Source organism: Pseudomonas sp. KU26590 (assembly GCF_026153515.1).
Classification (GTDB): Bacteria; Pseudomonadota; Gammaproteobacteria; order Pseudomonadales; family Pseudomonadaceae; genus Aquipseudomonas.
Window position 1 is genome coordinate 3,775,743 of the sequence record NZ_CP110644.1, and the last position, 23,760, is coordinate 3,799,502.

Below are 23,760 nucleotides of genomic sequence, written 5' to 3' on the forward strand. Positions count from 1 at the left end.
CGTCAAGATCCGTGATGCGGCTTGATCAAGTACACAGGTAAATGTTTTGTGCAATCTGCAACCGAGACCATCAACCGTAATGGTCAAACTCGAAGGTCGTGAGCTCAACCCGTCATTTAGATCCTTTGACCGCGTCCGCCGTTGCCTTGATGACCTCTTTCATCATCTCAGCACTCAAAGGAAGAGGCGCTAAATCGTCGTCTTGCTCTGGCTTGGGCCGGTGATGGAAATACCGCAATAACGCGATCAAAAGCAATGTCGGGACAGTAGAAAGCGAGACGACAATAGGTATGTCGCCAGTGGTGTGGGGCCTGACTGAGGAAAAGAAATACCAAAATCCGACCGTTACACGAATGTTACCTATGAACACAAACGCAAGTAAGGCTAAGTAGAAAACTAAAACTAAGACGATGGTTACAGTGGTCAACCTCTTTTCCCACCGGAAACGCCAAGCTTCTTTTCTCAGGTAATCGCTGATTAACCCCGGATTCTCTACCTCGCCGCCGGCCAAATCATCACTATTATCGATCATAGAAGACCAATTGCCTTTAACCTAAATTCCATAGCAGCAGTTGAAACTCCAAATGCTCTGGCAAGCCTCGAAATGTCAGTGACCCTTTGCTCAAGGACCATGTGCTTGACAAGTGCCGCAGGCATAAGCAGAGCAGCTGCGAACTTATTAGCAGCCACTTCCTTAGGATCGTGAGAGCGGGCACTGAAATGTGTTGACGTATCACGGGGTGCATCTAGATCACCATATACGTGATGGCCAATCTCGTGGGCCACCGTAAAACGTTTCCGCACGTCAGGATCTAGAGAGCTATACACAATCAGCGGCCTTCCCTCGCGATAGGAATAATGACCACACTCGCCCGATGCTAGTATTCGTCCCGAGCCGAACGGTTGGGAGGCTTTGACCTCGATACCCATTTTTCGAGCAATTACGAATGGGTTCACAGGGAGCTGACCATCCCAATGAGACTGAAGGACGTCGTTTGCAGTGCGATGCTCCATACGGCCTCCTGATTCGCTGAACTGTTACTCAAAAATGAGGCGCGAGTCTGCCGAAGTCAAGTGGGGCTGTCAAATTAGACTTGACACAAAACCGGTGCAATTGTAGATCCGTCCGCGCTGGTCACCCGGCTAGCAGATTCTCCCTAAGAGCGAGGCTCAGCGACGCCAGCTACTCACGATCTATCTTCACGCGTAGCATGGAATTTTCGATGCCGCATGTTTCTATCCTTCGGCCTTGCTGCTGCTCAACGCTTTGCTTTCTTTTGCCTGAGGATCAGGCGTGTTCTGTCATGCCATGGCCCGCCAAACACGACGATCTCCGACGGCCTGCCGTACATGTGATGGAGCATAAACGGCCCGGCGCCGTGAACATCAGCAGGTTCGCCAGGCAAGGCCGCATCGGCCCCTAGATAGATGCCAGCATGGTTCGGGTGCTTCGTCCGCCCTACTTCCATCACGATCATGTCGCCGCGCTGCGGCGAACCCACACGCTCAAACCCCGCCGCCTCGTAAGCCTGCTCATAAAGACTCGGCCCATCCGCCTGCTCCCACCAACCGTCCTCACGCTTGAAATCCTGAAACTCCAGCCCCCATTCGCGCTTGTACCAGTCAGCACAAACCTGCCAGCAATCCCAAGCCCCATGCACAAACGGCCGGCCCAGCAGCGGCGTATTTCCGGTGGGGACGATCGTGCGCCAGTCCCCCTCCGGCCAACTGAGGATGTGCCAAGGCAACTCCGTGGCCTCGCACATCGCCAGGTCGCGCGGCGACGGCCGGCTGGTCGCATCGGGGTGCGAGTGAACGATGCCGATCACCTCGCCTATGTCCTCGGCCGCCGCGTAGTCCTCCGGCGCGATCCGGAACTCTTCGTTCGGGTCCGTCGCCGTGTTCTGGCAGGCGATATACCGATACCCCCGGCCGACCGCCGCAAGCACGCCGCAGCACTCGCGCGGGTATTCGGCAGCCGCATGCGCCTGCACCGCCTTGAGGATGTGTTGGCGCATGTCAGCTCCGGGCGATGAGTGAGACGGCCGGGAAGCCGCCGAAGGGAAGTTCGTTGTTCGCGCCCCAGCGCGGCTCGCAGCCGGTGGTAAGCAGGCCGTTGCACTCGTCGTGCTCAGGGTTATCCGTGGGTTTGCCGTCCATATCGAAGTACGGACCGGTGTAGCCGCAGTCAGGTCCGCGATATCCCCCGGTCAGGCACCAGTGGCACAGCGTGGTCATCTGCCGTCCGATCGACTCGCCACCCACATCACCCGGGCTGGCCAACTCCCACGAAACTGTCTCGCCATCCTCGTTGACCTTCTGGTCGATGTACCAGACCTCAATCGATTCCTGGGTGGGATCGGCCTCGGCGTTGCCGGCCGGGAAGTTCGCCGCATCGATGTAGCGCGCCAGGGTGTGGCGCATGGTCAGCTTGAACTGGAGCAGGTCGTCGAAAGCGAGACACAGCGCGGTGATCCGTCCGTTGACGTTGCCGACGGAGAGCGTCGGGCGCACGGCGGTGCCGTCGCCGTTCGCCTCTATGCCGTCAATCTGCATTGGCCAGGCGCCGTACTCCTCGCCCTGCCACCAGATCGACTTCGCGGGAAGCTGATCGGCATCGACGCCGGCCGCCTGTAACTCTTCGGGACTGTGCGGAATGGAATGGCCGTGGAAGCGCAGAACGTCCGCCCCGTAGTCCGAACCGTCCAGCTCAAACAGCAGCACCTCGCTGCCAGGTTCCAGCACCTGCAGGTCGCTGATCAAGGGCATGTTGATTCCTCAAGGGTGGAAGGCTTGCTCGAATGTGGCGGTGACCTTGAACTGGCCGCCGCCGATGGGCGTTGGCGCGGCCTTTTCGCAGGTGTAAAGCCCGAGCTCGCCGAGAGGGTTGGTCCACAAGAACGCTTTGGCGCCGCCGTGACGGCTGAGAAACGCCATGATTTTCGCGGTGGTCGCTTTGGTGCCTGTGTGCGTGATCGGGAACGACTGTTCCTTGTTGTTCGGGCCATCGCCCGCAACCTGCTTGTAGCCATTGCCGAACTGGGATTTGCGGGTGCGCCAGCTGATGTCCGGCGTATCGCCAAACTGGGTCGGCCAGGTGAACGTCTCAATGGCCATGTTAGGTCCTCGACTGCCGGAAGCTCACGCCGCCGGGCCGCCAGGAATCGGCGACGGCCTTCTCGGCGGCCTGTTTGATTTGTGTCTGAAGGTTCTGCGCAAGCGCGGTCTGATCCAGCTCCATACCTTCCGAGCTGCGGTCATCGGTGACCACGCTGACCGGCGCGTTGATCTGGATCGTTGACCCGCCCCCGCCGACTGAGCGAATCCCGAGCGCGCCACTGCTGGTTCTGGTCAAGGGCACGATGGCTTCCGGGCCCGCTTCGCCCATGACGCCTTTGCCGCCGCCAGCCATGCCGAACGCGGTTGGTGAGCTGACAATGCCGTTGCTGAACGCTCCGCCCTTGGCGAACATCTGCACGCCATCCAACCAAGCGCCGCCCTTGGCCTGGGGAAAATAAGCCGATGAATACCCGGCTTGGCTGGCTCCCAGCGATTGAGCGCCCGCGCCGCCCGCGCCGCCGCTGAGGTAACTCATTCCGGCCCCGACCAATGAGCCGAGCAGCGAGGACGCCGCCTGCCGGGTCGCGATGCGCGCCATGTCGGCGAGGATGGACTTGGCGAAGTCCGAGAACGACAGCTTGCCGGTCAGCGCGAAGTTGACCACTGCGTCTTCCATGGCGCTGAAGGCATTGGTGAACAGACTCTTGGTCTGCCCGGCAACGTTCCGGGCGCTGTCGAGGTAGTTTTCCCAGGCTGACGTGGCGCCCTTGGTCCAGTCGCCCTGCGCGGCTTCGACATCGGCGTAGTTCTGGCGGATCTGGTCAGTGGCTTTTTTGTTGGCGTCAGCCAGGGCCTGAGACTTCTTCGCGTACTCATCGTCCGACATGGCGCGAGAGGGATCGGACCGTTGATTCTCCAAAGCCAGCGCCTGCTGGGCGAACCGGTCTTGCTGGCTGTTCAGCTCACCGTCCAGCGCGTTCTGGCGATCGCCGCGGCCCACACCTACGACGGCGCGTTGACCCGCGAGCGCGAGCGCTTTTTGCTGCTGTCCCAGCGCCTGAACGTAGGCATCGACCGAGCGCGTTTGCTTCGCCAGCCTGCCTTCCTCCTTGGTCGCCAGGACCGTGAGGTGGGAGTCCGCATCCTTCTGAGCCTTGACCATATTGGTGCGAGCGTCGGCGATCTTCTGGTCCAGCTGGATGCGCTGCTGAGCGGTGGTCGAGGATTTCCCGCGTGCTGACTCAAGGGCGGCGATCTCGGCTTCATACGCCGCCGTCACGTCGCCCTTTTGCTGCTCGGCGATCGCGATACGCTTGCTGCTGTAAGACTCCGCAGACACCAGGCCGGCCTTCTGCGCCGCTTCCAGTTCTTTCCCCAGGTTCTGGTAGTAACCGGTGATCGACTTCAGGCGGTTCTGAGCATCGTTGAACCCGGTCAGGTCCGGCTGAGTGGCCTGGGCTTTCGGGTCTTTGTACTGTCCGTTGAGATAAGCGACGTTCTTGTCGATCGCCGACTGCGCCAGCCGCGGGTCGTTCGGATCCGTCTCACGGATGGCGTCGAGCGACTTCTTGTATTCCTGCAGGGCCTCGGTGCGCCGTTGCTCGTTCGTCAGCGATGATTTCGTCAGGGCATCGACCTTGCCCATCGCAGCGATTGAGTCCTGCTCCAGCTTCGCTTGTTTGCCCAGGTATTCGGTCCGGGAGGCCTCGGCATCGCGCTGCAGGACCAGGTAATTGAGCTGGGATTGGCGAAACTCGACAAGGGCATCCTTGGACGTTTTGGACTGAAACAGACCATCCATGCTCTGCGCTTCGAGAAGACTCGCCTTTGCGTTCTGGATATCCGAGTCGAGGTCCCGCCGGCCGAGATTTTTTAGCGTGTCGGCGGCCTTTGCCACCTTCAGGTAGGCGCGCTCCCAGATGCTCAGGTTCTCGAGGATCTTAGGGGTACGCTCGTTGATCGCGTCTGCGTACTGCTCGGTCGCAAGTTTGACGGCGCCGGCGTGGTCGCCCTGCTCTTCCAGCGCGGCAATCTGCGAGTAAACGGAGGCCGTCAGATAGTGGTATTGCTCGTTAAGCGCGGCGGAGGCTTTGACCGGGTCGTCTGCCAGCTTCACAAACTCGGCGACGGTCTCGTTGACTGCGGCGCCGGTCGCCTCCTGCATGCCGACAGCGGCCTGGGTGATCGCGCCGAAACTTTCCCCTGCGATCTTGCCATTGCCCGCCAGCGTGGCAAGCACTTCGGCCGCGGCGCCGGTGGTGCCCACGATTGCGCTGACCTGCCGAGCGAGCGCGCCCAGCTGCCCCGCACTGACCCGCCGCATGGCCGGTCGTGATCAGTGACTGATTGAACTGGTTGGCCTCTTCAGCACCCTTGTAGTAGGCAATGCCCAGCGTAGCCACCACTCCGCCCACTGCAGCGATGGGCGCGAGCATGCCGGCCAGGCGCAAGGCTGAAGCACCGGCGCTTGTGCCAATTTCCAGTAAGTTGTGCGCCGCAACACGGAAGTCGCCCTCCGCCAACGCGTTGCCCAACTGGAGCACACTTTCCCGCGCACGTTTGGTCTTGAGGCTGAACGTCGAGGTTTCATCGCCCAGCCCTTTGATCCTCTGCCGCGCGGCATCAATGTCGGCCGAATAAGTCTTGAACTCGTCCTCGCCAATGGTCCCGGCCTTGCGATGTTTGTTCAGTTGCTCTTGCTGGTCATCGAGCTTTTGCAGTGCAGCCATGGCCGGGCTGATCTTGCCCAACAGCGCCTGCAATCCTTCAGCCTGAACACCCGTGGCGGCAGCGGCGTCTTTGGCCGACCGGGCGGCCTGTTGGTTGGTGCCTACCAGCGCGTCCGATTCGGCCTGAAGGCGCTTTTGCAGCGCAGCCAGGCTCGCGGTCGAATCTCGACTCGCGTCCATCGCGGTAGCAGTGCCAGTCACGCTGGTGGTCAGCCGCTGGTAATACTCGCTGTTCTTCAGCGACGCAGTGGCGGTCTCGATCAGTCGCGCCTTCGCATCAGCCGTCGCCTGCGCCGCCCGGGCCTCGGCTTCGGCCAGCTTGTCTGCCGCATCGGCAGTCTTTTTGAAGCCGGCAGTGACGTCGTCGGCGGCTTTCTCGGCCTTGTTGCCGGCCTCCGTCAATTTATCCAGATCGGTCGCGGCCTGGAGGGCATCACCGGAGTCAACCGCGATACCCAGTTCAGCGATTGTTCCCGACATGCGTGCTCCGCTATTTCGATTCGCTCATGACGAGCAACGCCTCGGCCTCCATCACCTGAAGGTCCGGAAAAAGCGTCGCCGTCTGTTTTTTGCTGAAGCCGAGGAAGGTGGCCACGTCGCCGATGACGCCGTAGTCCAGGCCAACGGCGCCGCCGAAGCCGGTGCGCCATTGTGTGGACAGCGCGTTGAACGTCACGAAGGCCGGCCAGGCATCGGGAAAGACCCCGAACTCTTCATCCGGAACATCGGCGCGCGTCAGCCCGAAAGCCGCAAGATCGGCGTCGGATGGCCCGGCCTCGTACATCAGGCGCGCGACCGTTCTCAGTTTCCCAGGCGGGCTACCGCGAAAGCATTCTGGTAAGCCGTGACGATGGCATCGCCGGCGCCGGCGGAGGTCTCCACCAGTGCGCGAACCGCGTCAGGCGTGAACGAGTCGTCGAAGCCCCAGCCCACGACCAACTCGCTGACCTGCTCGATCTGTCGCTCGATGTGGGCGTCGGTGATGTCGATCAACGTGACCTCGTCGCCCTTCTGCTTGAAGCGCTCTTGATCACGCTCTGCGGCCTGCTGCCAGCCGGCAAACAGCTTCGCCAATGCTTTGCGATCGCGGTATCTGAACTCGAATGACACCTTGATCGTGGTGCCACCGACGCGGGGGATCTCGACGTCCGCTTTGAACGTCGCGGCTTGGGCAATCTTGAACCTGGTGGCCATGGATCAAGCCCCCTTGTAACGCGTCGGGCGGGACGCCAACGACAGAGTGATGACCCGAGCCATGACGTTGTTGCGGGTGAGCGTCGGGGTCGGCGTGATCGACACGTAGGCGTTGTAGTAAATGGTCGCACCGTTCGGCAGGGTCAAACGAAGCACGCGCGGCTCGCGATCGTCATCCGCAGCCTCGACAGGTGCCACGTACGGCAGGCTATCGTCATCGGCGACGGTAAGGGTCAGGGTGATGGGGTTCTTGGTGGTTGGCAGCTGGCGATCGTCCGACTCTTCCAGAAAACCGAACGTCGCAAACTGCTGTTCCCCGCCCGAACTGTTGTTGTCGGTGACCTGGCTGATTTGCGCCCACCCGGTTGCCGCTCGAACCGCACCGATGCCCGACCCGGCTGTGTACACAGTGGTTTTCGTGGTGTCGATGCCTTCCAGCGTGAGGGCGTCATCGGTGGAGGCTGCGACACGTACGACCTTGTCGTTGAGACGGGTCCAGCCGGACGTCACAACCAGCACGTCTCCGTCCTTGAATCCGTGGCCGGGCGCAGTGACCTCCGGCGGTTTGGCGTTGGTAATCGCGGTGAAGTCTGTCGGCGGGCTGTTTGTGGCGGCAATCTCGAAGATCGCGCCGTTGGGAAGAATCGCGCTCATTGGGTTTTATCCTCGTGCAGAAATGAAAAACCCCGCACGCGGCGAGGTTGAGATGTGCCCCATGGGCGATTAGTCGGCGTCGGCCCGGTACTGGAACGACGCGGACACGGCGAGCGTGTTGTCAGCCTGGACGGCAGGGCCCGGCTCAACGGGGGTCAGCACCATGACCCTGAAGTCGGCTTGGCTCAGGCGCAGGTACACGGGAAACAGATCGGCGAGCTCGTCCGCCAGTCCTTCCGCATCACCGGCGCCGTTGCCGGCGGGCGTGATGATGTTGACTTGAAACACGCCGGTATAGACGCGGTGGTCGCCGGCCAGCGTGTTGGCGCTCGTGCCGGCAGGCAGCGTGATAGCCGCGAGGTAGGTTTCATCGGGTGAGGGACTGAAGCTTACGCCCTGATAGGCGATGCGCAGATTGCGCGCGCCGGCCCACGCGGCAAGGCGTTGCTCGAACAGCGAGCGAATGATTTTGTGGCTCATAGCTGATTGTTCCTGATGGCCTCCAGCACGATCTGCTGAAAGCGCGCGACGGTGATGCGCACCATGCCGCCCGGCGCCTGGGTTGAGTGGCCGTATTCCAGCGGAATGGCATAGGGCAGTGAGTTGGTGATGTAGGCCGTCTCTCCCGCTTTGAACTCGAGCGCGCCATTCACGATGCGCGCCGAAGCGTTGCGCCCGCTCGGGTCGACGTCATCAGTCGTGGTGTTGTCCGGGCTGCCGATGCTGAACATCCAGTTGCCACGAAAACGCCCGCCGACGTAGCCCCGGCCGGCGACCAATCCGTTCACGTTGAAGTTCTGCACCCTCTCCGCCTTGGTGAGCGGCTTGGCGTACTTGACGCCTCTGCGGAGCTTGCCGGACCTGGTGAAGTTGCTGTCGTCCAGATTGATGACGGTGTTGCGCACCGCCACTTTGAAGTCGTAGTCATCGGCGGCGCGCGTGTTCTGTTCGCGGTGCGCGACGTTGGCGGCCCAGATCTCCGGGTTACCAACCGGGGACATGCGGATGACGCTGTTGCCGACTTCGATGATGATCTCGCGCAGGCTGGCGTTGATGGCCTCATTGGCCTGCTGAGCGAACCGGGCGAGGCTCAAGGCAAAGCTACCGGACCGCCCACTACCTGCGCCGCTCACGAGCGCACCTGCAGTTCATACAACAGAGGCGTGCCGGCCGGGTTGATCTCTTTCAGCGGGGGGATGATCGACCAGGTCTTGCCCTGAATGATCGCTTTGCTGAGGAGCGTTGGCGGCGCATTGAGGCCGCTCGCGGCGATTTTCAGCTTTTTGTCGCCGGCGGTGATGAGATTGTTGGTCTGGAATTCCTGACCGGTGAAATCGAGCAGGATGCCGTGGGCGGCGCGCTCGATGATCTTGTCTGGGCCGGTACTACCAGTGGCGGGGTCGTACTCGCCTTTGATGGTGTCGCGGAGGGTGACTGGCTGACCGAACTCGGTGATGAGGTCGAGAGCCATCAAGGCCATCTCGTCGTAGAAGGCCATGGGGGCTCCATATGTAAAAAGCCCAGCGCGGGGGCTGGGCTCTCTTAAGTGCGGGCAGTTAACCGAACGATAAGTTGAGCTTTTTCACGCCGGGACTGAATGCGTCAAGGATGTCGACCTTTGTGCTGCTGGGCATAAGCATCCACTGAGGCTTGCCGAATGTCTGAGGGTAGCCAATACCCTCGTCGTGCCATCGACACGCAATACTCGTGCCCTCAATACCGTCCCATTTCCCGACAGCTATAGCAAAGCTACCGTCCGTCGTTGAAAATAATGTCCTTGAGCTTGAACTTCGAAGTGCTTTCGATCATGAGCATAACGCCTTGAGTTATCTGAGGGATGCTTCGGAATTTCAGCAGCAAGCTGCGCTGCCCTACTTGTTTCCGGAAGCGATGCCAGAATCACCCGCGGCTGACGCCCGGTCAATCGCGGATTGGAATCAAACCCTTACAGCAAACAGCCCGCGCCTAAGCAGGTAGTCCGCAAACTGCGTGGCACTGGGCCGATCCGGCGCAGCGGGCAACAGTCGGTTACTGGTGCTGCTGGTGGTTGCGTACTCACGCTCGACAGCGCCATCCACCTTCTCCTTAGTCACTGCGCCTTTTCGCTGCTCGATTGGGTCGATATCGTCAGCGTGGATCTCTGCAGCCAGTGCCATCTGGCCGCACTTAATCCGGGCTGAGATGTGGTTGTCGGGTTTGATCTCCCGATCCAGCTCGACACCGCGCCGAGGCCAGGCCAGCGCCTGATCGCCCGACGTCTTACTACCCTTCCAGCCCATGCCCTCCATCACCAAAGCGGCCCGGCGCAAAAGCGCCTCCTGTGCAGCCTCCTCCACCGGTAGTGTCACGCCAAACTTTCCAGCGTAGACAACCAGTTCAGCCACCGAGGCATAGCTCTCCGCGTCCGGCAAACCGGCGCCGTCTTCAATGATGAGCATCACTCCGCCTCAGTCAGCCGTTTTGCTTCCGCATGAGCTAAGTCCTGTGATTCAAACGGGGAGCCGAACGGCTTGCCATCGGCGTTCACCAGCCACTTGCCATCCGCTACCTCCGCGACCGTGAAAATGCGTTTAAGGGCTGGCTTATTCGCAGCTGCCTTTTTCGGCTTCGCCGTTTTCACGATGGCGACCTCGACATTCGCGGTCTTGTACGCTTCAGCCACCGCAGGCCAGTCGCCGATGACCGTCACCTTCGCGACACCGGCTTCTGGCCGTTCAAAGTATTCCGGATTGCGGTAGCGCTTGGCGGGGTCGAAGTTTGATTTTTGTGAGGTGTAAACGAGTTCCATGACGCGCTCCAATGCGGCTCGTCAGAGCCGCCTGTTGATGGCTTATTCGCCTTCGCCTGTTGCAGGGACGGACAGATCGATGAGGACGCCAGCCGTGACCTTGTCGCTGGTCGCGTACTTGCTCCAGTTGGCGCCGCTGCCGACTGACGCCAGATTCGGGTTCACCCCGCCGGTGGCGTCTTTCCAGCTGTAACCCAGCAGATCGAGGTTGAAGGTGCCTTCAGCGCGGAAGCCCATCGCCAGGTTTTCCTGATTGTCGATGTTGTACGAGCGGAAGCCAGGCGCCTGGGATTCGGTGATCTTGATCGCCCCAGCCTGCAAGCCAAAGATGGTTTCGGCCGGGATGGTGTCGGACACCAGAACGGGCTTGCCCATGGTCCCCGGCTGGCCGCCGTAGATGACCACGCCCGCCTCTTCGTACACCTTCTCGGTGATGGCCTGGTCGACCATGTCGAAGTAGGTCGCCGAGTCCATCGTCCACAGCGCGATGCGGCCGAAACGGTCACCGAATTTACGCATGCCTTTGGTGAGCGCTTTTTTGCCGTCCGTTGCGAAGCTGGCCGAGGCGACCATGTTGGGGTTTGAGCCGATGGCGGCTTTCAGCGCGGCCATGGCGTACTGGATGTAGCCTTCCAGCACCGCGTCGGCGTAGTCCTGGCCGACCAGCTCCGAGAACTCTTCCGGCGAACGAGCCCGGCGCTTGAATGCCTCTTCAGTGGTCTCGTAAGGGCCATATTTGAAAGGGACTTTCACGCCGACGACTTCGCCGGAACCAATCTTCTGGCTGGCGACCGCCGCAGTCGAGTTCACATCACGGTGCGCGATGGCGCCGCCGAGTTTGTAGAACGCGCGCTTGCGCAGATCGCCCTCGATCAGCTCATTGTCGAGCACCAGCGCTCCGTTGGAAGATGCGTTGAACACATCGATGACATCCTGAATGCGCTCCAGGTACGCGGTTTGAGCAAGGTCGTTGTAAACGATCATGTCCGTGTTGACGGTGGTCGCCATGGGTTACTCCCTATTTGGGCAATTTGAGGTAGGCGTCCTGCCCGTGCGCGGTGATGTATTCACGCTTGGCGACGGAGGACATTTCGGAACGTTTTAGCGCGGCCCCGCCGACGACTTTTGCACCGGCAGCCCCGCCGCCCGATGCCTTGCTACCTGCGATCAGTGGCGCAAACGCAGGGTTATTTGCGAGCTCGGCTTTCAGCTCGTCCAGGGTGGAGGCCGAAAGCTTGCCCTGCTTGTCCAGAACAACCACGACCGGCTTACCGTCGCGCTGCTCGACGCTCAGGCGGCGTTCGATGTGAGGCAACAGCGCTTCCGCACTGCCGGGGATCGCCAACGTTGCAGCGATGTCGGTCGCCGTGCGGCCCACGGTCAGATCCCTGATCTGGCCTTGCAAGCCGGTACGTTCCTGCTCCAGTTGGCCACCAAGTTCGGCCTGGAGGCGGTCGTATTTTTCCGACCAGGACTTTTCGAGTTCTTCGACGTTGCCGGACTTGCGCGCTGCTTCTTCGCGTTCCAGACGTGCTGCCTCTTCGGCATCCTTTCGGGCTTTCTCGGCGGCTTTCTTCTCGCCGAGCAGCTCATCGACCTTGGCTTTCAGGCCAGAAACGTCTTCCTGTTGCGGCAAGCCTTCAATACCCAGCACGAATTTGCCGTCTTTTTCGGTGTACAGGGCGCTCACGGAATCGTCGACGCCGTCAAGGGTGTCCAGTTGGAACTTCAGCATTGGTTGTCTCCCAGAGACGAGAATGCAGGCCCTGCCTGCGGGGGTGTGGACAATCAAAAAAAATGGTGAGAATGCGCTTCGCGTTAGCTGACACAGGAAGGGTAAATGCCTAGCAACGAAGTTATGGAATCGAAGAAACTTGAAGTAAGTAGTGCAATCGCTATTGCAGCGCTAACAGGAGCGCTCACTCTCGCGGGCGTGATGAGTACAAGCCTAGTCGGATGGATTTCTTCAAATCAAACAGCAAAACTATCAGAGCGCGCTGCAAAACTGGCAGAGCGGCAGGCATGCGTTACCCGGATCGACCTACAGGAGCAGAATTTGCGCGCCAAAGCTGATATTTTTTTGAGTGCGTTAGGTAGTTACCTAGCCATTGATGGGCACAAAATACCAAAAGACGAAGTGAAAGACTCGCGACTTGATGAACTGTTGAAAGCTGGGTATGCGTTCAGCGCTTACGCCCCTTCTGGAGTTTCAGAAACGACTCAAAAAATGGTAGTCCGCCTGAAAAACAGCGCAGCCCAGACGGACGCCGCGAAAATAAATGAATACAACAACGCGGTTTTTGAAAGCTACAAACAATGGAACCTTGACTTTCAAGAGTCATTGAAAGCATCCGACATATCCCGAAGCAAGTGCTCCTTATAGCGCAGCCAGATGAAAAGCTAATGGTTCCAACGCCTTCATTTGCTCAAGGGTCAGTGGTGCGAAATTGCGGTGGAGCTGCAGTTCGGAGAATTGCTCGACGCTGAGTCCGCCGTCGCGGAGCAGCTTTGCTCGCACCGGGCCGATGGCCTTGTCCTGAAACGCCGCCGGCTGCAGCACCAACCATTCGTAATAACTGAGATCAGCCCTGACCTGCTGCGCACCACCGTCACCGACCGAGGCCCGCGTGCCGTGCTTTGAAAGCAACGCACTGAATCGGGTGATCGCCACCACCGTCGAACGACAATTGATGTGAATCGGGGGCCGAGGCCCCTCCGCCAGTTTGAAGCGTCGGCCATCCAGCGTCCTGCACTGGGCGGTGGTCTTCGAGTCCAGAGTGCTGACCCACTCCACTGCCAGCACCACGTCGCTATTTGCCTTCAGCGTCTCCATCCGTGCCTGGGTGGCGACGTGCTGGACCGCCGTGCGGACAACCGAGCCGGCATTGCGATGGGTCGTGGCGAGGATGCCGTCGTTGTAGTTGAGCGCCTTGGTCCCGCGGATGTTTTTAATGATCTGGAAGTTGGTCTGGCCTTCGAAAAAGCTCTGCCTGATAGCGCCGGTGAGGCGTTGCCTTTCGGTTGAAGTGAAGCCCTCGATAAACGAGTTGAGCAGCCTGCCGCCGTCCGCACCGCGCACGCTCAGCGGGTTGGTGAGAATGGCCGCGCGGATGGCCACAGTGCCGGGCAACGCTGCGTCGAACGTGATGCTGGGCGGCGCAGCCCTTGTCAGGCTGGTCGCTTCAAATTTTGCCTCGTAGTTGGCGATGTCCACCAAGTCGAGATGGAGCTGCTCGCTGAACCGTCCGAAGATGCCGAGTAACAGGCTGTCGACTTCCTTCAACAGACGTTCAAGGCGTGCTGCCGTGTACTCAGTGAGATCGGCCTTGCCCAGGCGGTCGCGGAGACTGCGGTCGATCTCTCTCAGAAATGGTGCAAACTTTTCAACCTCGCCCGACTTCAGCTGCTCCAGGAAGACCGCGTGCCGCAGGGTCGCATCAAGGATCGCTTGGTTGGCGGCCATCAGGTTTCACCCCTGTCTCATCATCCAGATTCAGGCTAGTGGCGTCCGCCTGCAGTTCGTCGCGGATCAGGTCGTCATCCTTCTCCGGGTTGATGACACCGCGATCACGCAGGTACTGCCAGAAGTCGGTCACCGGCAGACGGCCGCCCTGCACGGCGTTGAACAACCCGGCCATGATGTTGGCGTCGAGGCTGATCTGGGTGAAATCCTGATTCAATTTGTACTCGGCTTCGCCGGACGCACCGGTGAACTCGACCATCCATGCCAGGCACTGCGTGTAACCCTCACTGACGTTGTTGACCACGAGCGAGAGGACGCTGTGTTCGGCGGCACTGTCGCTGTCGGCCTGGGTGGCGGTCTTTACCGCGCTGCCACGCTCGATCAGTCGCGCGCCGAGGGCGACGAGCTGCTCCTCCTTGGCGTCCATGGCCTCCTTGATCATGGTGTTGGCCTGGGCCTGCAAAATGCCCGCCGTGCCATTCGCCGGCAGTGGCAGGATCGCCCGGGAGCCGAAGTAGATACCCTTCTCCTCCAGCAGCTTGACCCACTGCTCATCCAGCCCGGCCATGAACACTTGCGGCTGGCCCATCAGGAACGCCGCGTCCTCGTAGTCGGCGCTGTTGCGGTAGTGACCGATGTTGACCTCGGCCATGTCGTACAGCGGCGAGTCGTCGATGCTGGTGTCGTTGTTTTCGCTTCCGAGGAACTGGAACGGGATCACCGTCCACGGCAAGCCTGCGCCATTCAGCGGCGCGAAGGGCGGCGTGACCAGCTCGGTTGTCGATTTCCCCTGCTGCCAGATCTCCTGCGTGTAGATACCCGCCGCGTCGAGCCGGAGCACGCGGTATTGGGTCACCTGCTCGCTGCCGAAGCCATCTTCAGTGTCGACATCTACGGTCTCGCGCAGCACCACAAGACTCAGCAGATGCTGACCGCCTACACGACGGGTCTTCCAGTTGCGAATCGCCTCGGCCGGGTAGCTGCTGACGCTCGATCGGGCGCGGCCGGCGATTTCGTCGGCCCGGCTGACGGTGCCAGCCTCGACAGCGGCGTAGTCCACCAACAGGCCATGGCGTCCCACCTCCAGCAGATGCCCGATCACCGACTGGGACTGCTGGTAGATGCTGACGCCCTGCCCGTCGATATCCCGGGAAACGTAGTCGAGCGCGCCCGGCAGGGTCAGCGTTGGCCACGTCCGGAATACGGCGCCGACCAGGCTGTGTTTGGTGCGGCCGGTGGCGTTGAAGAACACCGCGCGCGCCTTGTAGCCCTTGTACCGCTCCTTGTTCTCGTCGCTGAGGTCGTGGGCGTTGGGCTTGGGCAGATACAGCTCGCCAGCCGCCTTAATGGTTTCCGAGCCTTTGCACACGTCACGCACCAGCCGCCAGCGGCTCTTCGCCGCGTCGTACTCCGGGCGAGTGAAGGTGACGTCGTTAGCCATCAGCGTGCGAACCCCATGTTCAAGGTGGTGACCGGTTTAATGATCGGGAAGTCTTTGTGAATGAAGTAGCCGCCCGCGTCGTTCGCGTGGTCGTTGCCCTGGCTCTTATCGGGTTCGCCGTTTGGCGCCCAGATCTGCTGCTCAAGGCCATCGGCGTACGTCGGGCACGTGAAGGGGTTGACCTGGTAACGACGCTCGCCCTGGGCGTTGCAGAACATGGCGTTCATCGCGTTGATGCGGTCCTTCACCGGCGGGTTAGCGGCCGGCGCGATGACCGTGAACCCCGCCTGCTTGAGCATGGCGATATCGGTGAGGCTGGCGTTCACCGACTTGCGCGAGTCGCCCGACGCGTCCGGGTAAATCCGAATCTCACAGGTCTTTTCAAACGTGTTGCCGTTGTACCGCCAGTACCGCTCCTTGATGCGCTTGATCATGTCCGGCGTGTCGTAACCGTTGGTGAACTCGTCGACCGCGCGGGGCATGCCCTGATCGCGCTTCACGTGGGTGATCGCTGCCATCTTGCCAACGTTGAAGTCCATGCCGATGAACAGCGGCTCGCCCGCCTGGACCGTGTCGAAGCATTGGTTCAGCTTGCGGTCGTACGCGTGGTAGATCGACCCGGACGTCAGGTTGACGAACTGACCGTTCAGATAGGCCCGGATCAACTGCTCCGGGTAGGACTCCATCAACGACGGGATGTAGTCGTCGGGCAGGTTCAGCTCGTTGTCGAACGTGCTCGCCTGCACCAGGCCGTACATACCGGTCAACGCCGGTTTCTCCCGCAGCTGTTTGACGAACTGCTGGAACACGAACTTGAAGCCTTCCGGCGTCGTTGTGACGTCGACGCCGTTCTTCAGGCCGGGGACGTTGTAGCGCATCCGCGCAATGATCTTGCGCCAGGCATGCTGCGCCTTGAGGGACGGCAGCACATCGAGCTCATCGACCAGCGCGTGCCCGATCTTGAAGCCGACGATGGTTTGCGGCTTCTCCATCGACCGGCAGATCGTCGTGCTGCGGTACTGCCTGCCGCTATAGAAATCGACCTCTTTGTCGCTTTCCTTGGTCCGGACCTTCAGACCCCAGTCGTAGGCCACTTCCTCGATGGTCGGAAAGAAGATGTCGCGGATCTGCGGGTACGTCGGGGCGAAGTAGCCGGAGTTGATGCCCGGCCATTCCCATACGTGCTTGCACAGCGCCGCGCAGCCCACCCACGTCTTGCCAGAACCGAACCCTGCGACGAATCCACGGAACTTGTGCGGCAGTTGCAGAAAGTCAGCCTGGGGAACGTTCAGGCTCGGCATCCCGCTTCCTCGCGTCAATCACATGAACCGACACCGCGGTTGGGACAACGGGCTCATCGTCTGCATCGGCCTTCTTCTGCCGATTGACGTACATGTCGCCCGCTTCTTTGGCTGCCTGCTCAAGGATCTGCATGGCGAGCCCGATGTTTTTCGTCTTCTCGGCGCGCTCGACGAACCTGTTCATGGCGCGCAGGCGATACGCGCGATTGGCGATCGGGATATCGGCAGTCTCTTCGCGGAACCTCTTGCGGGTGTCCTCAAACAGCGTGACCCAGCGCTTGGCCAGATCTCGTCCGGCACGCTTGGTCGGGTCATGTGCTTCGCACTTCTGCCGGGGCACTTCAATGCCGAATTCTTCTCGGACGGCGGCTGATACCTGCGAGGGGGTGTCGAAGCACGCCAGGGCCTGAACGATAAAGGCCTTCACCTCGTTGTTCAGGGTGGCCATAGGCTGGATTCCGTCTGGGGTCTGTCAGGGGTCAGGCAGACTTGAGTAGACAGGTTCCGCAGGCCCTCGAAATATTCAGTTTGCCCACCTCGGCGGGTTTGTTTGCTGCATCGACCAGAGCCTGAACCTCGGCGCTCGCGCCATACCGGCGGACCACACCGACGAACTCTTCGACGTCGTGGCCCTGGAGTTTCAGCTTGGGTCCGCCTTCCTGGGTGAATGCAGGCTGGCCGTATTTGTCGGTGGCGTGAGCCAGGTGATAGAGCTCGTGCTCGATCAAGGCGCAGAACTCGGAGTCACTGCACGTCGAGCAGTAATCAGCAGCCAGAGTGATGATGAAGGCCGGCACATCGCCAAACCAGTCACGCATCTGTTGCTCCATGCGTGCCTTCTGCCAACCACCGGCGCGGAAGGCCACTTGCTCGGCCTGGCCCAGTACGCGACGACCTGCCTTTTCGAAGCTGGACGATGCCCACATGACGGCGATGTCAGCATCGATGAGGTGGGCGTGGTCGGGGTTGTGGATGCTGCCGGTGTCGGCGAGGATTTCGGTTTGGACCCATGGCCAGACCTCGGGAGCGGGCGCGAGACAGGTGGGACTGTCGGAATAGCCCGACAGTGCCAGTAGAGATATTGGAGGATTGGGTCTAGCCATTCTGCACCTCGCCCTTGAAATGATGACCGAATGCCACCATATTGTCCCCGCTGGCCAAGGAGGGCTCTAGTGTCATGGCGCTCGTTGGTCGGTTTTCCCTAAATCAACGAGTGATCCAAATGGCTATCAAATGTATTGACCCGGCATTCTTAATAAGCGTTGTCAGGCAGAAACACCCAGATGTCGCAGAGAAGCATCCTACTGGAACACAGCATCAGTTCACGTTCAGTTGCGGTCTGGTGATGAATGTTTTCACTAACGGCTCTGTGAATTTTCAAGGCAATAGCCACGAAAGCCGCACCGCTTTCGACATCGTCGCCGTTATTGACATGATCAACCGACCTGCTTGATCTGAAAGTGCCGCACTGATCATGCGGCACACCCGCCCCGACTACCCGTCAACCATCCCTCGTTAACGCCGTTGCTACCGCCCAACGAAATGCTGGCCCGTGCCAATGTCGTCAAGATTCGACTCATTTTGCTGGCGTTCCCGTTGACCGATTTGGGCGCGCTGGTTACATATCGGCGTTCTGGATTCATCGCCATGGCGATTCTCAACATGAGTGACGGATAAAATCGCGCGCACCTTGTACAGCGCCCATTCAAATTCAATGACGACGGCCGACTTGCTTAGGCTGGCTGCCGAGGTGCCTGCCCCGGAGGCCGTGCTTAAAACCCAGCTTCAAACACATCCAACACTTCACTCCCTGCCAGTACGTGACCATGAACACATGGCGCATCCCAGCCAGACAAAGGGACACGTGAAACGTCAGCCCGGCATTCGTCGCGCCGATGAACAATGTCTGGTTGCGCGTCATCACAATAAATCCGCTGATGGCGATCGCCGAATAGATGATCTTGCCGATGATCCCGTCGCGCACCTTTCCGCTCAGCACGCACCAGGTGGCCCACAGCGCGATTAGCCCGCACGCGATGGAGTTGATCATTTCCAGGTTCATGGTGGATTACCTCCCCCAAACCGCTGACGAATCAGCGCCCAAAGGTCAGCGGCTTTGATGGCTCGGTTGGTGGCGGCCATCAGCGACCCGCCGAACGCGCCGAGCAGAAACGCGACGCCCGCTACATCGCTGGGGTCGACGACGCTGAGCTGGTCGCACACGATACTGGTGAGGTAAAACGCGCAGGCAATCCCGGTGACGAGAAAGATCACCCACGACCACAGATCCTTGAGGTCGTCCTTGTGCCACCAGCTGGCGACGATTGCCCCCATCAGACCTGCAATAAGCCAGTCGAGCTTGTCGAGCAGGCGGTGAAATAACTCCATGCGCTCGACTCCGTACAGGCATGCACAGCGGCATCAGATTTCTGTCTGGCACCACAAATTTGATGTGTGATCCGTTCCCCCGATAGGATGCGCTTCCCGCAATACGCCTCACGGACGAAACATATGAAAGCCATTCTCATTGCTGTCACCGCAGCGGTTTCTGTAACTGCGACAGCTGCCCAAGCCGCCGACTTCTCAGCTGCAGAACTATGCAAGGCCACCATATCGGTCGAAATGGGGCGCAAAACAAAATCCATGAAGATGGTGAATGTAGATCCACCTGAGATTTCCTATAAGCGGCCTGACGGCGACAGCTTCAAATATCGCTGCAAGATTGAAGACGACAGAGTGGTCTGGCGTACGTTCCTCACCGACACTCGGGAGTGGGGCCGCTGGCGCGAAAACTACGCTGCGGGCGACGCGATGACCACTTACAGCGTTGACGGCGGGATTCTGAAAATTACTAACGATCAAGCGAACCCAGCGTCCTTCAAGAAGAGCGACTTCTGACAGGCTCGGGCACAAAAAAGCCCGCTCGAATGGCGGGCTTTTGGAGCAACTTGCCGAAGGCAAAATACTCAATGTGGCAAAATGATGCCGTCAGCCGTGCGGGAAGTCAATTAGCTTAGCAATGTTTTTTTGGCTCTTTCCCAGTAAACGCGCAAACCCTCAACTTTTTCATTCATCGCCCGGCCTGATGACAGCTCGGGAAGCTTGTGTTCTTTCCTGATAAGCTTGCTCACCAGAGCGATCTCGTAACCGGAATATCCAGTGATGTTTACACAATGATCTTGGTAACTTTCCGGGTCAGATTGTCGCTCTAAAACATCGCTGGCGAGATCAAGCGCCAGCGCCCTCTCAGTTTTCAGCCAAGCAAGCTTGGATAGCACTTTCCCATTGAAATATTCAAGTTTAGCATCGGCTAAATCTAAGTCTGGCGGGTAGCACCATTCGGAACTCGAATAATAGGTCGGGTCGCCATCGTATTTTTTAATTTTCTGATGGCATCGGCTGACGTAACGATCAAGAATACCTACGAGTCCAATGGCGTTCAAAGTAGCTTCGGCTTTGTACTTCCTAGCGTCCTTTCGGCTTTCTTTTAGCCATTGCAAACCCTGTGAGACTACTGCCGACAACAGCCCGCTCGCGAGCACAATCTTTGAAATATCCCACCAACCTATCGAAACTTGATCCATCTTGATCGGCTAAGCCGCCTCCTTCATCCTATAAATTACAGCCCCAACAGGACTGAGCGCCATGCCATCGAGATCCTCGCAACACTCGAATATTAGCGTTATAACAGGCTCCCAGTCGCGCGCCCAGGCACTGGACTCAAGGCGCACCCCATACTCGGCCATCAGCCAACCACGAAAACCCTCCGGCTTGATCAGCGGATCCTCGTTGGCCGACTGCCCGCCCTGATGCATGTAGCGGTACCGGAACATCACGCCCTTCACCACGTACTCCAGCTTCTCGCGCTTGGCAGCAGTCATGCGCTTGGACTTCGAGACCACCATTCCAAACACGACCTCTTCCGCGGCCTCGCGGATATCGTCGTCCCGATTGGCCGCATACATGTATTCGCCGAACACGCGGACCTGGGGATGGAGCCTGGCGATCGCCGATTGGATGTGCCCGGCCAACGCGCTGTGGATGGCGTGGTTCGCAGTGGGGCCGCGTTTCGTGCTCTGGACGACAACCCCGAGCTGCACCACGTCCGAACTCTGTCCCGGCGCCGGGTTGTAAGTGCAGTCATGCCATGCCTGACGTGCGGAAAAGATGTTCATCCTGCTCCCCTCTTCAATGCTCTGGTCAGTTCGCGGTACTGCGCAGTCAGCGCCTTCAGGTCACTGACTGTGTATTTCTTCGGCGCATGCGGCCCTTCCAGCCACGCGACTTTCTCCGCGCCGATGCGCTGCACCAGGCTGATCCGGTAGTTCACGATGTCGCCCGACTTGTGCGTGTTGCATGGCGAGCACTGCAGGTGGCAGTTCAGCGGTTCGAAGCGCAGCTCTGGCGCGCTCGCGACTGTGCGGTAGTGCCCGGCGTCGTTCTTGCCCTGATGAAAGCGGCCACAACTGATGCAAGGCTGACCGGCGTCGCGGGCGCGCACCCAAGCGTTGAAGGCTGTCTGCGTGTCCTTCATGTGCTCGGATCTCGACTTCAACTTTTCCTTGCGGGCCTTGATCTCCCGGCGCTCGACCTGGGCGAGCGACTTGCGAGCTTTGTCTTGGTTCGTAACAGCAATGGCCAGGCCGCATTGCCAAGTGCACACCTTCTGGCCCAGTTGGAATGGAACGAACTCAGATGTGCATACGGGATTGGCGCACTGGCGTTTTCTGCGCGTCAGCAGTGACTTCTTAGCTGCCTGTCCGATCACAACTCACCTCCAGACCATCGGCGGCCGGGAGGCAAGTCATGAAGATGCGCGAGCATTGCGCCGGCCTGATGGAAGACCTTGGCCAACTCAGTCATACCGACCAGCCCACAGATCAGCCTGCGTCCACCGCACCCCATGCTCCGCGCCAAACGCATGCATGACTTCGAACAGATCGCTGAACCACTGCTGCGACTGCTTGCGGGTGGAGATGCCCAGCACCACAAACCCGCCATCAAGCCCGGGCACCGCGCGTTGCTTCTCGACCGAGGCGCTGAACACGTGTTTCCAGTCCTCATCCGAGAGCTTCTTGCCGTACCAGTCGACCTGCTGAGACACGTCGCGCAGCATCGCCCACATCTTGCGATTGCTGATGTCCGGGCGTTTCTCGTCCTTGATCACAACCAGCTTCGGCTTGGACAGATCGGTACCGTGCAGATAGCCCATGATGCGGGCGATATCGGCAGGCGACTTGAGCGCGAATTCAGTCATGGTGCAGCCTGCAGAGTCTGGATCTGCGCACGCAGGGCTTCGACTTCGGTGATCAGCCCAAGCACCACCGCTGGATTCGCGGCAGCAATGTACTCCAGGTCTTCAAGCTCTATGCCCGCGACCACTTCGCCAGGTTGAAACCAGTTCGCGGGGTTGACCTGTCCCTGAGCCAGCGCCTTCAACTTCGAATAGTCACCCATCAAACACTCTCCTTGCCGCGCTGCGACTCCCAGGTGAACAGCACCAGCTTCCCGCCGTTCTCGCGCAGTCGATCCACGACGCGATCGCCCATGTAGATCGGCAGCTCGTCCCTGCCACGGTTGGAAATCACGATGGTGGGTTTCATCGCCTCGTAGCGTGAGTTGATCAGTTCGAACATCACCGTCCTCTCGAACTCGGTCACGTTCTGAACGCCCACCTCGTCGAGAATCAGCAGGTCCGGGGACTCGAAGAGCGCGTAGGCCTGCACTTCGGTGTGAGGGCTGTCGCTGCCGAAGGAAGCCTTGACGTGGCGGAACGCCGAACTGGCCGTCAGGTACAGCGCTGTCATGCCCAGGCGGCGTATCACGTGGTTGCCGATCGCCGTCGCCAGGTGAGTTTTCCCGGTGCCGACGGTCCCGAGCAGCATCAGGCTGCGGCCCATCCGGGCATGTGCGGGGAAGTTCTCGGCGTAATCCGTGCAGATCCGCAGCGCACTGGCTTGCCCTTCCCCGTCAACACGGAATCCAGCCAGTGACCGGTCCGCAAAGCGGCGCGGAATGCAGGAGCGCCCTACCCGGCCCTCGATCGACCGCCGCAAGTTGTCGCGAATCAGCCTTTGCTGTTCCCGGCGCGTGTCTTCAGCGCGGTTGGCCGCATTGCAGCGGTTGCAGCCATGCCAGGCAGCTGACCGGGCTTTGCCCAGACCGGTCAGGTGATCGGTGTATTCGCCGTGGGTGGCGCAGCTGCGCTTTTCGGACTTGAGCACTTGGCCCAGCGTTCCGACCAAGCTCACAATCTCAGATGCGGTACGAGCCATCGGCGTTCGCCTCCCCGAGGTTGGCGCGGTGATCGATCTGGCCCAGCGCGGTGTGGCGGGACGGTGCGGCGTGGGCGTGACCGCCGATGCGGCGGGTAACCCAGTCCACCTCGAAGCCTTGCCACCCTGAGTCCACGGCGATGGTCAGCGCCTGCTCGGCGCCGATGCCGAAAGCCTTGCAGCCGGAAAGTTTGGTGTTCAGGGCAGACCAGATGCGTGCGGTAACCGGCGCCCGCTTGGCCTTCCGCACGGCGAGGTAATCGTCCAGCAGCGGCTCGGGAATTCCGTGGGGGTTGGCGGCGAGCATGTCGCGCTTGCCGAACGGTTTCTTGCGTTCGGGTTTCTCAGCCGACGGCTGCTGCGGGGGGCAAGTAACCTCTTCCGAAGGAAGAGTTACTTTGGGGTTAGATTTCTTGGAATAGAGAAGGGAGTCGTCGGTTTTGGTCTGACTCGCGAAAAGTACGACTCGGCCCATTTGATCCGAGTCAGACCGGTTGATCCGACTCGGACGTTCGGCATAAACCCATTCCTTCGTGTCGCAAAGCCCGATGTCACCGCGCGACCCGCCCTCTCGATAAATGACCCTGCGCTTGAGCAGATGACTGATCGCCTTGGATGCGACGTCAGGATGCAGGTGAGTGGCTTTGGCGACGTCTGTGGCCTTGATCCTTAACGCACCCGTCTGGAAGTTGATCGTGGCCTTGGCGATGAACAGCGCGACCTTCAGCTCCCGGCCTGGCAAGTCGATGGCCATCAAGGCGTCCATCAAAGCGTTGTCCATCCGGGTAAACCCTCGGGACTTGTCAAAGGAGACGATGTTTGTCATGATTTTTCTCGCTTACCGTTTTGATCAAA

At 59.9% G+C, this 23,760-nt stretch carries 33 protein-coding genes and 1 pseudogene; 3 read left to right on the top strand and 31 right to left on the bottom strand.

The genetic code is table 11. The features are described 5' to 3' along the window. Window positions 1-112: 112 nt before the first annotated feature. From OKW98_RS16465 to OKW98_RS16540, 17 genes and pseudogenes are all read right to left on the bottom strand, one after another. Window positions 113-532, bottom strand: a complete 420-nt coding sequence (locus OKW98_RS16465) for a hypothetical protein (protein WP_265385719.1) — start codon at window positions 530-532, stop codon at window positions 113-115. Continuing rightward, entirely contained in the window at window positions 529-1,014 is a 486-nt protein-coding gene (locus OKW98_RS16470; protein ID WP_265385720.1) for an ImmA/IrrE family metallo-endopeptidase, read from the bottom strand. Before OKW98_RS16470 ends, OKW98_RS16465 begins: the two co-directional genes overlap by 4 nt. A 245-nt stretch (window positions 1,015-1,259) precedes the next feature. After that, entirely contained in the window at window positions 1,260-2,018 is a 759-nt protein-coding gene (locus OKW98_RS16475) for a C40 family peptidase (protein ID WP_265385721.1), read from the bottom strand. 1 nt (window position 2,019) lies between these two features. Next, window positions 2,020-2,769, bottom strand: a complete 750-nt coding sequence (locus tag OKW98_RS16480; protein WP_265385722.1) for a phage minor tail protein L — start codon at window positions 2,767-2,769, stop codon at window positions 2,020-2,022. Between the two features lie 9 nt (window positions 2,770-2,778). After that, window positions 2,779-3,117, bottom strand: a complete 339-nt coding sequence (locus tag OKW98_RS16485) for a phage tail protein (RefSeq protein WP_265385723.1) — start codon at window positions 3,115-3,117, stop codon at window positions 2,779-2,781. A 1-nt stretch (window position 3,118) separates the two neighbouring features. Further along, entirely contained in the window at window positions 3,119-4,861 is a 1,743-nt protein-coding gene (locus OKW98_RS16490; protein WP_416148494.1) for a phage tail tape measure protein, read from the bottom strand. A gap of 288 nt (window positions 4,862-5,149) precedes the next feature. After that, a pseudogene (locus OKW98_RS27350) lies at window positions 5,150-6,269 on the bottom strand (phage tail length tape measure family protein); the annotation flags it as partial. A 10-nt stretch (window positions 6,270-6,279) separates the two neighbouring features. Further along, on the bottom strand, window positions 6,280-6,573 hold the full coding sequence (locus OKW98_RS16495) for a DUF1799 domain-containing protein (protein ID WP_265385724.1): 294 nt from the start codon (window positions 6,571-6,573) through the stop codon (window positions 6,280-6,282). 17 nt (window positions 6,574-6,590) lie between these two features. Beyond that, window positions 6,591-6,983 carry a phage tail assembly chaperone gene (locus OKW98_RS16500; protein ID WP_265385725.1) on the bottom strand — a complete coding sequence of 131 codons (393 nt, stop codon included), beginning with the start codon at window positions 6,981-6,983 and terminating at the stop codon, window positions 6,591-6,593. A 3-nt stretch (window positions 6,984-6,986) separates the two neighbouring features. Beyond that, window positions 6,987-7,637: a phage tail protein gene (locus tag OKW98_RS16505; protein WP_265385726.1), complete on the bottom strand. Its 651-nt coding sequence runs from the start codon at window positions 7,635-7,637 to the stop codon at window positions 6,987-6,989. 69 nt (window positions 7,638-7,706) lie between these two features. After that, entirely contained in the window at window positions 7,707-8,117 is a 411-nt protein-coding gene (locus tag OKW98_RS16510; RefSeq protein ID WP_265385727.1) for a phage tail terminator-like protein, read from the bottom strand. Then, complete coding sequence (locus tag OKW98_RS16515) at window positions 8,114-8,770, bottom strand: hypothetical protein (protein ID WP_265385728.1); 657 nt, start codon at window positions 8,768-8,770, stop codon at window positions 8,114-8,116. The genes OKW98_RS16510 and OKW98_RS16515 overlap by 4 nt, the downstream gene beginning before the upstream one ends. After that, a complete protein-coding gene (locus OKW98_RS16520) occupies window positions 8,767-9,135 on the bottom strand; it encodes a hypothetical protein (protein ID WP_265385729.1) in 369 nt (122 codons plus the stop codon). Before OKW98_RS16520 ends, OKW98_RS16515 begins: the two co-directional genes overlap by 4 nt. 439 nt (window positions 9,136-9,574) lie before the next feature. Then, on the bottom strand, window positions 9,575-10,078 hold the full coding sequence (locus OKW98_RS16525; protein WP_265385730.1) for a DnaT-like ssDNA-binding protein: 504 nt from the start codon (window positions 10,076-10,078) through the stop codon (window positions 9,575-9,577). Beyond that, complete coding sequence (locus OKW98_RS16530; RefSeq protein WP_265385731.1) at window positions 10,075-10,425, bottom strand: hypothetical protein; 351 nt, start codon at window positions 10,423-10,425, stop codon at window positions 10,075-10,077. The genes OKW98_RS16525 and OKW98_RS16530 overlap by 4 nt, the downstream gene beginning before the upstream one ends. A 42-nt stretch (window positions 10,426-10,467) precedes the next feature. Then, window positions 10,468-11,433, bottom strand: a complete 966-nt coding sequence (locus OKW98_RS16535; RefSeq protein WP_265385732.1) for a major capsid protein — start codon at window positions 11,431-11,433, stop codon at window positions 10,468-10,470. A gap of 10 nt (window positions 11,434-11,443) precedes the next feature. Continuing rightward, window positions 11,444-12,160 carry a hypothetical protein gene (locus tag OKW98_RS16540; RefSeq protein ID WP_265385733.1) on the bottom strand — a complete coding sequence of 239 codons (717 nt, stop codon included), beginning with the start codon at window positions 12,158-12,160 and terminating at the stop codon, window positions 11,444-11,446. A gap of 105 nt (window positions 12,161-12,265) precedes the next feature. Between OKW98_RS16540 and OKW98_RS16545 the strand changes: the two genes are divergently transcribed. Then, window positions 12,266-12,808 (top strand): hypothetical protein, encoded by a 543-nt coding sequence (locus tag OKW98_RS16545; RefSeq protein WP_265385734.1) that lies wholly within the window; start codon window positions 12,266-12,268, stop codon window positions 12,806-12,808. Here the strand turns inward: OKW98_RS16545 and OKW98_RS16550 are convergent. Genes OKW98_RS16550 through OKW98_RS16570 form a run of 5 tightly spaced genes read right to left on the bottom strand, consistent with a single transcriptional unit; the run spans window position 12,803 to window position 17,733 of the window. Then, complete coding sequence (locus tag OKW98_RS16550) at window positions 12,803-13,888, bottom strand: minor capsid protein (protein ID WP_265385735.1); 1,086 nt, start codon at window positions 13,886-13,888, stop codon at window positions 12,803-12,805. The genes OKW98_RS16545 and OKW98_RS16550 overlap by 6 nt on opposite strands. Further along, a complete protein-coding gene (locus tag OKW98_RS16555) occupies window positions 13,863-15,329 on the bottom strand; it encodes a DUF4055 domain-containing protein (RefSeq protein WP_265385736.1) in 1,467 nt (488 codons plus the stop codon). The genes OKW98_RS16550 and OKW98_RS16555 overlap by 26 nt, the downstream gene beginning before the upstream one ends. Then, entirely contained in the window at window positions 15,329-16,630 is a 1,302-nt protein-coding gene (locus tag OKW98_RS16560; protein WP_265385737.1) for a terminase large subunit domain-containing protein, read from the bottom strand. The genes OKW98_RS16555 and OKW98_RS16560 overlap by 1 nt, the downstream gene beginning before the upstream one ends. Continuing rightward, the gene (locus OKW98_RS16565; RefSeq protein ID WP_172612037.1) at window positions 16,602-17,078 is read right to left on the bottom strand and encodes a DUF2280 domain-containing protein; all 477 of its coding nucleotides are present in this window, start codon (window positions 17,076-17,078) and stop codon (window positions 16,602-16,604) included. The genes OKW98_RS16560 and OKW98_RS16565 overlap by 29 nt, the downstream gene beginning before the upstream one ends. A 31-nt stretch (window positions 17,079-17,109) precedes the next feature. Then, entirely contained in the window at window positions 17,110-17,733 is a 624-nt protein-coding gene (locus OKW98_RS16570) for a putative metallopeptidase (RefSeq protein WP_265385738.1), read from the bottom strand. Window positions 17,734-17,807: 74 nt separating this feature from the next. Here OKW98_RS16570 and OKW98_RS16575 point away from each other — a divergent pair, with 74 nt between their 5' ends. Continuing rightward, entirely contained in the window at window positions 17,808-18,083 is a 276-nt protein-coding gene (locus OKW98_RS16575; protein ID WP_265385739.1) for a hypothetical protein, read from the top strand. 258 nt (window positions 18,084-18,341) lie between these two features. On the opposite strand, the gene OKW98_RS16580 is transcribed toward OKW98_RS16575, so the two are convergent. Both OKW98_RS16580 and OKW98_RS16585 read right to left on the bottom strand, forming a co-directional pair. Beyond that, on the bottom strand, window positions 18,342-18,692 hold the full coding sequence (locus OKW98_RS16580) for a hypothetical protein (RefSeq protein ID WP_265385740.1): 351 nt from the start codon (window positions 18,690-18,692) through the stop codon (window positions 18,342-18,344). Then, window positions 18,689-19,018, bottom strand: coding sequence for an MFS transporter (locus tag OKW98_RS16585; protein ID WP_265385741.1), 330 nt, complete (start codon window positions 19,016-19,018; stop codon window positions 18,689-18,691). Before OKW98_RS16585 ends, OKW98_RS16580 begins: the two co-directional genes overlap by 4 nt. Before the next feature lie 123 nt (window positions 19,019-19,141). On the opposite strand from OKW98_RS16585, the gene OKW98_RS16590 reads away from it, so the two are divergent. Next, window positions 19,142-19,528, top strand: a complete 387-nt coding sequence (locus OKW98_RS16590) for a hypothetical protein (protein ID WP_265385742.1) — start codon at window positions 19,142-19,144, stop codon at window positions 19,526-19,528. Window positions 19,529-19,638: 110 nt separating this feature from the next. Here the strand turns inward: OKW98_RS16590 and OKW98_RS16595 are convergent, their stop codons facing one another. The 7 genes from OKW98_RS16595 to OKW98_RS16625 form a co-directional block, all read right to left on the bottom strand. Then, complete coding sequence (locus OKW98_RS16595; RefSeq protein WP_265385743.1) at window positions 19,639-20,214, bottom strand: hypothetical protein; 576 nt, start codon at window positions 20,212-20,214, stop codon at window positions 19,639-19,641. A 9-nt stretch (window positions 20,215-20,223) separates the two neighbouring features. Next, on the bottom strand, window positions 20,224-20,805 hold the full coding sequence (locus OKW98_RS16600; RefSeq protein ID WP_265385744.1) for a hypothetical protein: 582 nt from the start codon (window positions 20,803-20,805) through the stop codon (window positions 20,224-20,226). Further along, the gene (locus OKW98_RS16605; protein ID WP_416148496.1) at window positions 20,802-21,371 is read right to left on the bottom strand and encodes a recombination protein NinG; all 570 of its coding nucleotides are present in this window, start codon (window positions 21,369-21,371) and stop codon (window positions 20,802-20,804) included. The genes OKW98_RS16600 and OKW98_RS16605 overlap by 4 nt, the downstream gene beginning before the upstream one ends. Window positions 21,372-21,485: 114 nt before the next feature. After that, window positions 21,486-21,887, bottom strand: a complete 402-nt coding sequence (locus tag OKW98_RS16610) for a recombination protein NinB (RefSeq protein ID WP_265385746.1) — start codon at window positions 21,885-21,887, stop codon at window positions 21,486-21,488. Next, complete coding sequence (locus OKW98_RS16615; RefSeq protein ID WP_265385747.1) at window positions 21,884-22,087, bottom strand: hypothetical protein; 204 nt, start codon at window positions 22,085-22,087, stop codon at window positions 21,884-21,886. Before OKW98_RS16615 ends, OKW98_RS16610 begins: the two co-directional genes overlap by 4 nt. Then, window positions 22,087-22,905, bottom strand: a complete 819-nt coding sequence (locus tag OKW98_RS16620; RefSeq protein ID WP_265385748.1) for an ATP-binding protein — start codon at window positions 22,903-22,905, stop codon at window positions 22,087-22,089. The genes OKW98_RS16615 and OKW98_RS16620 overlap by 1 nt, the downstream gene beginning before the upstream one ends. Then, window positions 22,886-23,731, bottom strand: a complete 846-nt coding sequence (locus OKW98_RS16625; RefSeq protein WP_265385749.1) for a replication protein — start codon at window positions 23,729-23,731, stop codon at window positions 22,886-22,888. Before OKW98_RS16625 ends, OKW98_RS16620 begins: the two co-directional genes overlap by 20 nt. Window positions 23,732-23,760 lie beyond the last annotated feature (29 nt).